Source organism: Pseudomonas orientalis (assembly GCF_001439815.1).
Lineage (GTDB): Bacteria > Pseudomonadota > Gammaproteobacteria > Pseudomonadales > Pseudomonadaceae > Aquipseudomonas > Aquipseudomonas orientalis.
On record NZ_JYLM01000005.1, the window covers coordinates 320513 to 333002 of the forward strand.

A 12490-nucleotide genomic window follows, 5' to 3' on the forward strand; every position below is an offset into this window, starting at 1 on the left:
AAAAAGGGCTCAAAAAGAGCCCTTTCTTGCAGCGTGTAGCTTACAACGTGAAGCTGCCGCTATTTCTTGTCGCGGCGCTTCTTGTCGGCCTTCTTGTGGTGAGTCATCAAGCGACGCTTCTTGTTCACCTGACGGTCGGTCAGCGTGTTCTTGTTGCCTTCGTATGGGTTCTCGCCACCCTTGAACTCGATACGGATCGGCGTACCGACCAGCTTCAAGACACGGCGGTAGGTGTTTTCCAGGTAACGCACATAGGACTTGGGCACCTTCTCGATCTGGTTACCGTGGATCACGATAATCGGCGGGTTGGCACCACCCAGGTGGGCGTAACGCAGTTTGATCCGGCGATTGTTGACCATCGGCGGCGCGTGCTCGCCCACCGCGTCTTCCAAGATCTGGGTGAGGCGGTTGGTCGGCCAGCGGGTGACCGCGGACTTGAACGAGTTCTGTACCGAGGCGTAGAGGTTGCCCACGCCGGTGCCGTGCAGCGCCGAGATGAAGTGGATATCGGCAAACTCAACGAAGAACAGGCGACGCTGCAGTTCGATCTTGACGAAATCGCGCTCGCTCGGCGTCATGCCGTCCCACTTGTTGATCGCGATCACCAGGGCGCGACCGGCTTCCAGGGCGAAACCCAGCAGGTTCAGGTCGTGGTCCACCACGCCTTCGCGGGCGTCCATCACGAAGATCACCACGTTGGCGTCTTTGATCGCCTGCAGGGTTTTGACCACGGAGAATTTTTCGACTTCTTCGTGGATCTTGCCGCGCTTGCGCACACCGGCGGTGTCGATCAGCGTGTACTTTTCCTCGTTACGTTCGAACGGGATATAGATGCTGTCGCGGGTGGTGCCGGGTTCGTCATAGACGATTACCCGGTCTTCACCGAGCATGCGGTTGACCAGGGTCGACTTGCCGACGTTAGGACGGCCGATGATGGCGATCTTGATACCGTCTTTTTCGCTCGGGCCAGGAATGCGCTTGGCTTCCTCGCCTTCGGCGACGATCTCTTCCTCACCCTCTTCTTCCTCATCGTCATCCTTGGGAAAGGTGCTGAGGGCAATTTCCAGCATCTGCGTGATGCCGCGACCGTGGGCACCGGCAACCGGGATCGCGTCGCCCAGGCCCATCGGGCTGAATTCGGCGCGGGCCGCCTCAGGATCGATGTTATCGATCTTGTTCGCGACCAGATAGGAACGCTTGTTGCGCTTGCGCAGGTGCTCGCCAATCATCTGGTCGGCAGCGGTGTAGCCCGCACGGGCATCCACCAGGAACAACACGACATCGGCTTCTTCAATGGCCAGCAGCGACTGCTCGGCCATTTTTTCGTCCATGCCATGTTCGTCACCGGAGATACCACCGGTGTCGACAATAATGTAGGAGCGCCCTTGCCACTTTGCCTCACCGTATTGGCGATCACGGGTCAGACCGGACAAGTCGCCGACGATGGCGTCACGAGTCCTGGTCAGGCGGTTGAACAAGGTGGACTTGCCGACGTTAGGTCGGCCCACCAGGGCGATTACGGGAACCATGCGGCTCTCCACTTCGTTATTTCAGAAAATACAAAAGCCGCTGCAGGGCAGCGGCTGGTGCTCGGGGCGGCATTTGAATGCCACATGCCCTGCTCTGGCACTACTACTGTAGGAGCGAGCTTGCTCGCGAAAAACCCGAGAACGACGCGTTTATCCAGAAAACCCGCGTTATCGTTGACGTCCTTCGCGAGCAAGCTCGCTCCTACAGAGAGCATTGAAACAGGGCCGCCTGGGGGATTACCCCAAGCATAGTCAAACCTTTACTTGATGGTCAGCGCTTCCAGCTTGCCGCTGTTGCCATACACATACAGCATGTTACCCACCACCAGCGGACGCGCACGCAAGCCGTCACTGTCGATCCGCTCGCGACCTACAAAGCGACCGTCCACCTGGCTCAGCAGGTGCAGGTAGCCTTCGAAGTCACCGACCGCTACGTAGCTGGAGAAAACTTCCGGCGCCGACAGTTGGCGGCGAGCCAGGGAGTCATTGCTCCACAGCGCAGTGGTGGAACGCTCGTCGACACTTTCAACGGTGCCGGATGCCAGGCTTACGTAGACGCTGCCAAACCCTTGGGCGACACCGGCGTAGCTGGACGCATCACGCTGCCAGTTGACCCGGCCGCTCTGCAGGTCCAGTGCCGCGACACGGCCCTGATAAGTAGCGACGTAGAGGGTCTCGCCGGACAGCAACAAGCCGCCGTCGATGTCCACGACGCGATCCAGCTCGGAACGACCTTGCGGGATAGCCACACGGGTTTCCCAGGCCGGCACGCCGTTCTGGGTATTCAGGGCGACCACTTTACCGGTGGACAGCCCGGCAACGGCCAGATTGTTGGTCACAATCGGACCACTGGTACCGCGCAGGGTCAACACCGCCGGGGTGCTGTCGTACAACCAGCGCTGTTCGCCGGTGCTGGCGTCCAGACCGATCACACGGTCATCCTGGGTCTGCACCACGACGATATCGCCGTTGGTGGCAGGCGGTGCGAGCACTTCGCTGGTCACGCGGGCGCGCCATTTCTCTTCACCGGTGCCGGAGTCCAGCGCCACGACTTCGCCTTTGAGCGTGCCGAGCATGACCATGCCGTAACCCACGCCAACGGCGCCGGAGACAGGCAATTCAAGGTCTTTCTTCCACTTAACGTCGCCGGTCATGCGATCCAGGGAAGTCACGATGCCGGTGACGTCAGCGGCCACAATGTTGTCACCGTCGATTGCCGGTACCAGCATGTTGTAGGTTTCGCCCTGACCGTCACCGATGGAGCGGCTCCACTGCTTTTGCAGGACCACTTCTTCCTTGAAGCTGGTCAGCTCCGCAGGCGGCAGTTCTTTTTTACTGTTGCTGCTGCAACCCGCGGCCAGAACGGCCAGAGCCAGCAATGCTGCATGTTTCCAACGGATCACGTCACGCATCCCCTTTGGCCAGGTCGTCCAGCTTGATTTGTAAGCCACCGACCGCCGCTTCATCAGACAGCGCCGCCTTGGCTTTTTGGTACGCAGCATTGGCTTCGTCGGTACGACCCAATTGGACCAAGAGGTCGCCCTTGAGCTCTTCGCGAGTGGCTACAAATGCCTTGTCAGCATCGCCGTCGAGCAGTTTGAGTGCTTCGTCGGCCTTGTTCTGTGCCGCCAATACCTGTGCCAGGCGTTGACGTGCGATTTCACCCAGGGTCGGGTTGGTCGGCTTGTCGGCGATGGCCTTCAGCTCTGCGGCGGCGTCGTCCAGCTTGCCGGTGTCGACCGCGACTTTCGCGACGAACAGGCTACCGTACTGGGCGTAGGTCGTACCGCCAAATTCATTCTTCAGCTTGCCGGCCAGGTCTGCCACGCGGGCAGGGTCCGGCTTGCCGTCCGGCGTCAGGGTAGTTTCCAGCAATTGCTGATAAACGATCGAGGCGCCCTGGGACTGGTTGGCCTGATACTTGGTCCAGGCTTGCCAGCCGAACACCACCACTAAAGCCAGCAGACCGCCAGTCACCAGGGGCTTGCCGTTACGCTGCCACCAGTCCTTGAACTCGGCCAGTTGCTCATCATCAGTACTCGACACCCCAATACTCCTTAATCGCTAAATTCGGCTGTTCGACAGCTTCAACCCTGCACGACGCAGGTGGCCAGGTGCGCAGCGAGCGCATCAAAGGCAATGTTTTGTTGTTCGCCCTGGCCACGCAGGGGTTTGAAACCTATCACTTGCTGGGCCAACTCGTCATCGCCGAGGATCAGCGCATACAGCGCGCCGCTCTTGTCAGCCTTCTTGAACTGACTCTTGAAGCTGCCCGCGCCGGCATTGACTTGCAGACGCAGGTTCGGCAGCTGGTCACGCACCTTTTCGCTCAGGGCCAAGGCAGCCAGTTCGGCGGCCTCGCCAAAAGCGCAAAGATACACGTCCACCTGGCGGGAAATCTCTTCCGGCACCTGCTCAAGGGTTTCCAGCAGCAGGATCAGCCGCTCGATGCCCATGGCGAAACCTACGCCGGTGGTCGGCTTGCCACCCATTTGCTCGACCAGGCCGTCGTAACGACCACCGGCACACACGGTGCCCTGGGCGCCGAGTTTGTCGGTGACCCATTCGAACACGGTCTTGCTGTAGTAATCGAGGCCGCGCACCAGCTTTGGATTGATGACGTAAGGAATACCGGCCGCATCCAGGCGAGTTTTGAGGCCCTCGAAGTGCGTACGGGATTCTTCGTCCAGGTAGTCGGCCATTTTCGGCGCGTTGACCAGTACGGCCTGGGTATCAGCGTTCTTGGTATCAAGTACGCGCAACGGGTTGGTCTTCAGGCGGCGCTGGCTGTCTTCGTCCAGTTTGTCCAGGTGGGCAGACAGGTACTCGACCAGGGCTTCGCGATAGCGTCCGCGGGACTCACTGGTGCCCAGGCTGTTGAGTTCGAGCTTGACCGCGTCGCGGATGCCCAACTCGCCCCACAGGCGCCAGGTCAGGACGATCAGCTCGGCATCAATGTCCGGACCGTCCAGGTTGAAGACTTCGCAACCGATCTGGTGGAACTGGCGATAACGGCCTTTCTGCGGACGCTCGTGGCGGAACATCGGGCCGATGTACCAGAGCTTCTGGGTCTGGCCGCCACCGGTGATGCCATGCTCCAGCACAGCGCGAACGCAGGCGGCGGTACCTTCCGGACGCAAGGTCAGGGAGTCGCCGTTACGGTCTTCGAAGGTGTACATCTCTTTTTCGACGATGTCGGTCACTTCACCGATGGAGCGCTTGAACAGCTCGGTGAATTCGACGATCGGCATGCGGATCTGCTTGTAACCGTAGTTATCCAGCAGGCGCGCGACCGTGCTCTCGAAATAGCGCCACAGTGGCGTCTGCTCCGGGAGGATGTCGTTCATGCCACGAATGGCTTGCAGAGACTTGCTCACATCAAATCCTTAAAATTCGTTCTTAGCCGCGCGCGATCAGCGCTGCGTCAGCCGCGACCTTTTCGGCCGCTTTCTGACGGATCAGTTTTTCGAGCTGATCCACCAGATTGTCATTCGTTAACTTCTGCGCCGGCTTGCCGTCGATGTAAATCAGGTTCGGTGTACCGCCGGTCAAGCCCACATGCGCCTCCTTGGCCTCGCCCGGTCCGTTGACCACGCAACCGATCACCGCGACATCCAGCGGCACCAGCAGGTCTTCGAGACGCAACTCCAGGTCGTTCATGGTCTTGACCACGTCGAAGTTCTGCCGCGAGCAGCTCGGGCAGGCAATGAAGTTGATGCCACGGGAACGCAAACGCAGGGATTTGAGAATGTCGTAGCCGACCTTCACTTCCTCTACGGGGTCTGCCGCCAGGGAGATGCGGATGGTATCGCCAATCCCTTCGGCGAGCAGCATACCGAGACCCACCGCAGATTTCACTGTGCCTGAGCGTAAACCGCCGGCTTCCGTGATACCCAGGTGCAGCGGCTGCACGATTTCCTTGGCCAGCAGGCGGTAGGCTTCTACGGCCATGAACACGTCGGAAGCCTTTACGCTGACCTTGAAGTCCTGGAAATTCAGGCGTTCCAGGTGCTCGACGTGGCGCAATGCCGACTCGACCAGCGCCGCAGGGGTAGGCTCGCCGTATTTCTTTTGCAGGTCTTTTTCCAGCGAACCGGCGTTAACCCCGATGCGGATGGGAATACCGCGATCACGGGCCGCATCGACCACGGCGCGAACACGATCTTCGCGACCGATGTTGCCCGGGTTGATGCGCAGGCAGTCCACACCCAGCTCGGCCACGCGCAGCGCAATCTTGTAGTCGAAGTGGATGTCGGCAACCAGCGGCACCTTGACCAATTGCTTGATACGGCCAAACGCTTCGGCAGCGTCCATGTCCGGTACGGAAACCCGCACGATGTCCACGCCGGCCGCTTCCAGACGATTGATCTGGGCGACGGTGGCGGCCACATCATTGGTGTCGCTGTTGGTCATGCTCTGCACCGCGATGGGGGCATCGCCGCCCACCGGCACCGAGCCGACCCAGATCTTGCGCGATACGCGACGTTTGATTGGAGATTCGCCGTGCATGACTATTGTCCCAACTTGAGGCGAGCTGTCTCGCCACTGGTGAACGGCGCCACGTCCACAGGCTGGCCGTTGTAGGCCACTTGCGCGCCACGGGCATAGCCCAGACGCAGCGTCAAAGGAGGCTTGCCGCCCTGCTCAAGCGTATCTCCCTTACGCTTCAGACCGCTGAACAGCACTTTGCCGTTACCGTCGGTGACTTGCGTCCAGCAGTCAGCGACGAAGGTGATCTGTACGCGTCCGTCACCAGCGATCAACGCAGGGGTGGTCGGCGGCGAAATGGCTGGCGCAGCCGGTGCTGCAGGCGCTGGAGCCGGGACAGCCGCTGCGGGAGCCTGGGCCACGGGCGCTGCTGGAGCGGGCACGGGCACGGGCACGGTCGCAGTCGCTGCAGGTGCGCTGCCGGCTTGCGGAGCCGGTTGTTCAGCGGTGGCAGGCGCCTCTGGTGCGGCTTGCCCTTCGACAACGGCCTGGTCTTCCGGCTCATCGAGCGGATGAATCTGCGTGGTGCCGTCGGCGCTCTCGACTTCGACGTGCTCCAGGGCGTTGCTGGTCAGGTCTTTATTGCGTTGGGAAGTCTGGTCCTGCCACCAGACGAAGCCACCGCCGATCACGGCAATCAACAGCAACAGGCTGACAATACGCAAGATCGTGTGGGACACCCGGGTCGGCTCTTCAATACGCCCGAGGCCATGTACATTACTGCCCTGGGAGTCAGTGCCGGTGTATTGGTCGAATTGCTGCACCAGTACGGTCTGGTCGATCCCCAGCAACTTGGCATAAGCACGGATATAGCCGCGGGCAAACGTGTGCCCAGGCAGCTTGTCGAACGCGCCAGCTTCCAGGTTGGCCAGGGAGGTAGTGGTCAAATTGAGCTTGAGAGCCACTTGCGCCAGCGACCAGCCATTGCTTTCGCGGGCCTCACGCAAGGTCTCGCCTGGGTTGACGCGATTAGCTGCTACAACTTCCGGGTGCGCGGCTTTCATCATTGCTCCGACAGGTATTGCTGATATTCCGGTGTACCGGGATAGAGTCGTTCGAGTTGCTGGCCAAAACGTGCGGCCGTGTCGCGTTCTTCATGAACGGTCGCCAGGCGCACACCGAGCAACAGACTACGTGCATTGTGCCCGCTGAGCAGGCTGAAACGCTCGTAATAGTCGCGTGCCGGCACATAATGCCTGTCTTCGTAAGACAACTCAGCCATTTCAAGCAAAGCGCGTGGCTGGCGAGCGTTCAAGTGCAGGGCTTTTTCCAATTGCTGGCGCGCAAGTTCGCGCTGGCCCAGGTGTATCGACGTCACCCCGAGGTTCTCGAAGATGCGCGAACGCTCGGGATAAAGGGTATCGGTGCTGGCCTGCCGAAAATAAGCGGCGGCCTGTTCGTAACGTTTCTGCTCGAACAGGAAACTGCCGTAGTTGTTCAACAACCGAGCATCCCCAGGACGGGAAGCCAGTGCACTGGTGAAATACCGATCAGCCAGCTCGGGCTCGGCCTGAGCCTGGAAGACCAGCGCCAGCGCGGCGTTGGCATCCGCATCGTCGGCATCCAGCTCAAGGGCCTTCTTCAGTGGCACCTTGGCCTGCTCGCTCATGCCTTGTTGCAGATAGCCCAGCCCCAGTTGCACATACGCCACTCGCGCCGCTTCACGACCCTTGTCGGTTTGCAAAGGGCTATCGTGGCCCGATGAAACACAACCGGCCGCGAGACCGGTAACAAGCAAAAGCAGCGCAAGGCGCAAGGGCATAAAGGTCCTCTCTCAGATTCGATTTACAGCAATCAGCGGCAAATCGTCGGCGGCGTTCAGCTCGCGCCCGGCGATGTAACGCTCGCTGCGGCGGGTGCGGTCCATCACCTGCCCTACCAATTGGCCACAGGCGGCGTCGATGTCTTCACCACGTGTGGTGCGCACGGTGACGTTGTAGCCGGCCTGGTGCAGTTGATCCTGGAAACGGCGAATGGCGTTGTTGCTCGGCCGCTCGTAGCCAGAATGCGGAAACGGGTTGAACGGAATCAGGTTGATCTTGCACGGGGTGTTCTTGAGCAACTCGATCATCTCGACCGCGTGCTCGACCTTGTCGTTGACGTCCTTGAGCATGGTGTACTCAATGGTCAGGACACGCTTCTCGCCCAAGGTCGCCATATAACGCTGGCAGGACTCGAGCAGCATCTTAAGCGGATACTTCTTGTTGATCGGCACCAATTGGTTACGCAATGCGTCATTCGGTGCGTGCAGCGACAAGGCCAGGGAGACGTCGATGTGCTTGGCCAGCTCATCGATCATCGGTACCACGCCGGAGGTCGACAGGGTGACACGGCGCTTGGAAATGCCGTAGCCCAGGTCGTCCATCATCAGGTGCATGGCCGCAATGACGTTGTCGAAGTTCAGCAGCGGCTCACCCATGCCCATCATCACCACGTTGGTGATGGCACGGTCGACGGTTGCCGGGACGCTGCCAAAGGATTTGTTGGCAATCCACACCTGGCCGATCACTTCGGCGGCGGTGAGGTTGCTATTGAAGCCTTGCTTGCCGGTGGAGCAGAAACTGCAGTCCAGGGCACAGCCTGCCTGGGACGAAACGCACAAGGTGCCGCGCTTGCCCTGGGGAATGTAGACGGTCTCGACGCAGCTGCCGGACGCCACGCGCACCACCCATTTGCGGGTGCCGTCGGTGGAGATGTCCTCGCTGACCACTTCGGGACCACGAACCTCGGCAATGGCCTTGAGCTTGTCGCGCAGGGCCTTGCTGACGTTCGTCATGGCGTCGAAATCGTCGACGCCAAAGTGGTGAATCCATTTCATTACCTGACCGGCACGGAAACGCTTCTCCCCGATTGAGTCGAAGAATTTCTCCATTTCCGGCTGAGTCAGCCCCAGCAGGTTGGTTTTTACAGTCGATGTCGTCATGGATTCACCCTCACTCTTTAAGCCGATGCTTAGCGAGCGGTTACTTCAGTAGCAGCGAAAAAGTACGAGATTTCGCGGGCAGCAGCGGCTTCGGAGTCCGAACCGTGTACAGCGTTGGCGTCGATGGACTCGGCGAAGTCAGCACGGATGGTGCCGGCAGCCGCTTCTTTAGGGTTGGTAGCACCCATCAGTTCGCGGTTCAGCGCGATAGCGTTCTCGCCTTCCAGCACCTGAACAACAACAGGACCGGAGATCATGAAGGCAACCAGGTCGCCGAAGAAACCACGAGCGCTGTGCTCAGCGTAGAAGCCTTCAGCTTCGGCTTTGGACAGTTGCTTGAGTTTCGAAGCTACAACCTTCAGGCCGGCTTTTTCGAAACGAGTGGTGATCTCGCCGATGACGTTTTTTGCAACAGCGTCAGGCTTGATGATGGAGAAAGTACGTTGAACAGCCATGGTGTAACTCCAGAAACGGTAATTTACGAAAAATTAAACCCGCGAATTATACGCGGGTTATCAGGTATTGCCTAACTGCGTAAAGGCGGCTCAGTCTGCTTCTTCGATCCACAGGCCCTGAATCGCCTCCAGAACCTTCTCGCCACCCCGGTCAGGAATGTCGTCGAAGTCCGGCAGCTCCATGACGAGGTTGCGCAGCTTGACGAAGTTCACCGTAAGAGGATTGACCTCAGGATGAGCCTCTGCAAGTTGTATAGCGATTTCTTGTACATCAACCCATTTCAGGCTCATGACAGTTCCTTGAATCAATGCGGCGCTTCGGCTGCATGGTTGAGCGAATATTTCGGAATTTCGACGGTGATGTCTTCCGTCCCGACCTTTGCCTGACAGCTTAGACGCGAAGTCGCTTCCAGGCCCCAGGCGCGGTCGAGGAAGTCTTCTTCCAGCTCATCCGCCTCTTCCAGGCTGTTGAAGCCTTCGCGGATGATGCAGTGGCATGTGGTGCAGGCGCACACACCGCCGCAGGCGCTTTCGATTTCGATGTGGTTGTCGTGGGCCACTTCCAGGATGGACTTGCCGGTCTCAGCCTCCACGACCATACCGTCCGGGCAATGCTCGGCGTGTGGCAGAAAAATGATCTGCGGCATCAGTTAATCCTCAAGTTCATTCAGGTTGCGTCCCGCCAGGGCGGCTTTTACCGACTGGTCCATACGACGGGCAGCAAAGGCATCGGTCACTTGCGACAGACGCTTGGTCTGCTGCTCGATGGCGTAGCCATCGGTGCCTTTCATCAATTCGGCCAGTTCCTGCATCTGCAGGTCGATGACCATGCGTTCCTCGGCATCCAGCAGACGCTCGCCGTCAGCCTCAAGGGCGCCCTGCACCGCTTCGAGCAGGCGCTGGGCATCCACTTGCTGCTCGCGCAGCACGCGGGCGACCTTGTCGTCGCCGGCGTATTGGAACGAGTCCTTGAGCATCTTGGCGATTTCGCCGTCGGTGAGGCCGTAGGACGGCTTGACCTGGATGCTGGCTTCGACGCCGGAGGCCAGTTCGCGTGCGGCGACGCTGAGCAGGCCGTCGGCGTCGACCTGGAAGGTCACGCGGATCTTCGCCGCACCGGCCACCATCGCCGGAATACCGCGCAGTTCAAAGCGCGCCAGGGAGCGGCAGTCGCTGATCAGCTCGCGCTCGCCTTGCAGCACATGAATCATCATGGCCGTCTGGCCATCTTTGTAGGTGGTGAAGTCCTGGGCTCGGGCAACGGGAATGGTGGTGTTGCGCGGAATCACCTTCTCCATCAGGCCGCCCATGGTTTCCAGGCCCAGGGACAACGGAATCACATCGAGCAGCAGCAGTTCGCCACCATCGCGCTTGTTGCCGGCCAGGGTATCGGCCTGGATTGCAGCACCGATGGCGACGACCTGGTCCGGGTCGATTTCAGTCAACGGCTGGCGGCCAAAGGCTTCGGCGACGGCGTCACGCACGCGCGGAACGCGGGTGGAACCGCCGACCATGACCACGGCGCCGACGTCTTCCAGCTCGATACCGGAATCACGCACGGCGCGGCGGCAGGCCTTGAGGCTGCGGGCGACCATGGGTTCGATCAACGCGTCAAAGGCTTCGCGCGTCAGTTGGGCCGACCAGCTACCGTAGGAAACTTCTACACTGGCGACGTCCGTCAGCGCTTCCTTGGCGGCGCAGGCGGTTTGCAGCAGGTTGCGCTGCGCGCCCGGGTCCAGGTCGGCGGACAAGCCGGCGCTGCTGATGATCCAGCTCGCAATGGCATGGTCAAAGTCATCACCGCCCAGGGCGCTGTCGCCACCGGTGGCCAGCACTTCGAAGACGCCGCCGGTCAGGCGCAGGATCGAAATGTCAAAGGTGCCGCCGCCCAGGTCATAAATGGCAACCAGGCCTTCGGCATGCTGGTCCAGACCGTAAGCCACCGCAGCCGCGGTAGGTTCGTTGAGCAGGCGCAGCACGTTCAGGCCGGCGAGTTTCGCCGCGTCCTTGGTGGCTTGGCGCTGCGCGTCATCGAAATACGCCGGAACGGTGATCACCGCCCCCACCAGTTCGCCGCCCAAGGTGGTTTCCGCACGCTGGCGCAGCACCTTGAGGATATCGGCCGACACTTCCACCGGGCTTTTCGCGCCTTGGACGGTGTCGATGAACGGCATATGGGATTCGCCACCGACAAAGCGGTACGGCAGCTGGTCGCCCAATTGCTTGACGTCGGACAGACCACGACCCATCAAGCGCTTGACCGACAGCACGGTGTTGAGCGGATCGGTAGACGCCGCCAGCTTGGCCGACTCGCCGACTTCGGTGCGGTCAGCGTGATAGCGCACGGCGGACGGCAGGATCACCTGGCCGTTGGCGTCGGGCAGCGGCTCGGACAGGCCGCTGCGCACGGCGGCAACCAGTGAATTGGTGGTGCCCAGGTCAATCCCGACCGCCAGGCGACGCTGGTGCGGTTGAGGGCTTTGGCCGGGTTCGGCGATTTGCAGTAGAGCCATGGTAATCAGGTCTTATCTATCTATCAGGCGTGCATCACGGGCAGCACACTGGGTTAATCGTCGAGGCGCTCTTCTAGCTGGCGCACTTCGTAGGTGAGCTTGTCGAGGAACTGCATGCGCCGCATCAGGCGTTCGGCCTGCTCGCGTTGCGCTGCATCATCCCAACAGGCTGCGAAGCTTTCGTTGAGTTCTTCCTGGGCCGCTTTCAGACGACGCTTGAAGACTGCAACGCCAGCCACATCGGCCTGGTCCTGCAAGTCTTCGAGTTCTTCGCGCCACTGCATCTGCTGCATCAGGAAGTCCGGGTCATGCACGGTGACTTCCATCGGCAACTCACCGCCCTTCATCGCCAGCAAATAACGTGCGCGTTTCGGGGGGCTTTTGAGCGTCTGATAGGCTTCGTTGAGGCTGGCCGATTGCTCCAGCGCCAAGCGTTGCTCACGCTCGGAAGCGTCAGCGAAGCGGTCCGGATGCACGCCACGCGCCAATTCTCGATAGCGCGTGGCAAGCTGCTCGAGGTCCAGGCGAAAGCTCGGCTGCAGCTCGAATAAAGCGAAATGACAAGGAGTACCCACGAGAAGC

At 60.3% G+C, this 12490-nt stretch carries 13 protein-coding genes; all 13 read right to left on the reverse strand.

Features of this window, described 5'->3' with window-relative positions:
* Window positions 1-59: 59 nt before the first annotated feature.
* Complete coding sequence (gene der / locus TU82_RS15080) at window positions 60-1529, reverse strand: ribosome biogenesis GTPase Der (protein ID WP_057723953.1); 1470 nt, start codon at window positions 1527-1529, stop codon at window positions 60-62.
* Window positions 1530-1789: 260 nt separating this feature from the next.
* Complete coding sequence (gene bamB / locus TU82_RS15085) at window positions 1790-2941, reverse strand: outer membrane protein assembly factor BamB (protein ID WP_057723954.1); 1152 nt, start codon at window positions 2939-2941, stop codon at window positions 1790-1792.
* Window positions 2934-3575, reverse strand: coding sequence for a YfgM family protein (locus TU82_RS15090; RefSeq protein ID WP_057723955.1), 642 nt, complete (start codon window positions 3573-3575; stop codon window positions 2934-2936). Before TU82_RS15090 ends, bamB begins: the two co-directional genes overlap by 8 nt.
* A 41-nt stretch (window positions 3576-3616) precedes the next feature.
* Window positions 3617-4906, reverse strand: coding sequence for a histidine--tRNA ligase (hisS, locus tag TU82_RS15095; protein ID WP_057723956.1), 1290 nt, complete (start codon window positions 4904-4906; stop codon window positions 3617-3619).
* A gap of 22 nt (window positions 4907-4928) precedes the next feature.
* Complete coding sequence (gene ispG / locus TU82_RS15100; RefSeq protein WP_057723957.1) at window positions 4929-6038, reverse strand: flavodoxin-dependent (E)-4-hydroxy-3-methylbut-2-enyl-diphosphate synthase; 1110 nt, start codon at window positions 6036-6038, stop codon at window positions 4929-4931.
* Between the two features lie 2 nt (window positions 6039-6040).
* Complete coding sequence (locus TU82_RS15105; RefSeq protein WP_057723958.1) at window positions 6041-7021, reverse strand: RodZ domain-containing protein; 981 nt, start codon at window positions 7019-7021, stop codon at window positions 6041-6043.
* Entirely contained in the window at window positions 7021-7779 is a 759-nt protein-coding gene (gene pilW, locus TU82_RS15110) for a type IV pilus biogenesis/stability protein PilW (protein WP_057723959.1), read from the reverse strand. The genes TU82_RS15105 and pilW overlap by 1 nt, the downstream gene beginning before the upstream one ends.
* A gap of 12 nt (window positions 7780-7791) precedes the next feature.
* Entirely contained in the window at window positions 7792-8940 is a 1149-nt protein-coding gene (gene rlmN, locus TU82_RS15115) for a dual-specificity RNA methyltransferase RlmN (protein WP_057723960.1), read from the reverse strand.
* 29 nt (window positions 8941-8969) lie between these two features.
* The gene (gene ndk, locus TU82_RS15120; protein ID WP_003175956.1) at window positions 8970-9395 is read right to left on the reverse strand and encodes a nucleoside-diphosphate kinase; all 426 of its coding nucleotides are present in this window, start codon (window positions 9393-9395) and stop codon (window positions 8970-8972) included.
* 90 nt (window positions 9396-9485) lie between these two features.
* Window positions 9486-9686, reverse strand: coding sequence for a Fe-S cluster assembly protein IscX (gene iscX, locus TU82_RS15125; RefSeq protein WP_003238461.1), 201 nt, complete (start codon window positions 9684-9686; stop codon window positions 9486-9488).
* Between the two features lie 14 nt (window positions 9687-9700).
* On the reverse strand, window positions 9701-10042 hold the full coding sequence (gene fdx / locus TU82_RS15130; protein ID WP_057723961.1) for an ISC system 2Fe-2S type ferredoxin: 342 nt from the start codon (window positions 10040-10042) through the stop codon (window positions 9701-9703).
* 3 nt (window positions 10043-10045) lie between these two features.
* Window positions 10046-11908: a Fe-S protein assembly chaperone HscA gene (gene hscA / locus TU82_RS15135; RefSeq protein ID WP_057723962.1), complete on the reverse strand. Its 1863-nt coding sequence runs from the start codon at window positions 11906-11908 to the stop codon at window positions 10046-10048.
* 53 nt (window positions 11909-11961) lie between these two features.
* Window positions 11962-12483 carry a co-chaperone HscB gene (hscB, locus tag TU82_RS15140; RefSeq protein WP_057723963.1) on the reverse strand — a complete coding sequence of 174 codons (522 nt, stop codon included), beginning with the start codon at window positions 12481-12483 and terminating at the stop codon, window positions 11962-11964.
* Between the last annotated feature and the right edge of the window lie 7 nt (window positions 12484-12490).

What these genes read in the sequence shown, in the direction of transcription:
- der (WP_057723953.1), bottom strand. Translation starts at nt 1,529, where the DNA reads ATGGTTCCCGTAATCGCCCTGGTGGGCCGACCTAACGTCGGCAAGTCC.
- bamB (WP_057723954.1), bottom strand. Translation starts at nt 2,941, where the DNA reads ATGCGTGACGTGATCCGTTGGAAACATGCAGCATTGCTGGCTCTGGCC.
- ispG (WP_057723957.1), bottom strand. Translation starts at nt 6,038, where the DNA reads ATGCACGGCGAATCTCCAATCAAACGTCGCGTATCGCGCAAGATCTGG.
- TU82_RS15105 (WP_057723958.1), bottom strand. Translation starts at nt 7,021, where the DNA reads ATGAAAGCCGCGCACCCGGAAGTTGTAGCAGCTAATCGCGTCAACCCA.
- pilW (WP_057723959.1), bottom strand. Translation starts at nt 7,779, where the DNA reads ATGCCCTTGCGCCTTGCGCTGCTTTTGCTTGTTACCGGTCTCGCGGCC.
- rlmN (WP_057723960.1), bottom strand. Translation starts at nt 8,940, where the DNA reads ATGACGACATCGACTGTAAAAACCAACCTGCTGGGGCTGACTCAGCCG.
- ndk (WP_003175956.1), bottom strand. Translation starts at nt 9,395, where the DNA reads ATGGCTGTTCAACGTACTTTCTCCATCATCAAGCCTGACGCTGTTGCA.
- iscX (WP_003238461.1), bottom strand. Translation starts at nt 9,686, where the DNA reads ATGAGCCTGAAATGGGTTGATGTACAAGAAATCGCTATACAACTTGCA.
- fdx (WP_057723961.1), bottom strand. Translation starts at nt 10,042, where the DNA reads ATGCCGCAGATCATTTTTCTGCCACACGCCGAGCATTGCCCGGACGGT.
- hscA (WP_057723962.1), bottom strand. Translation starts at nt 11,908, where the DNA reads ATGGCTCTACTGCAAATCGCCGAACCCGGCCAAAGCCCTCAACCGCAC.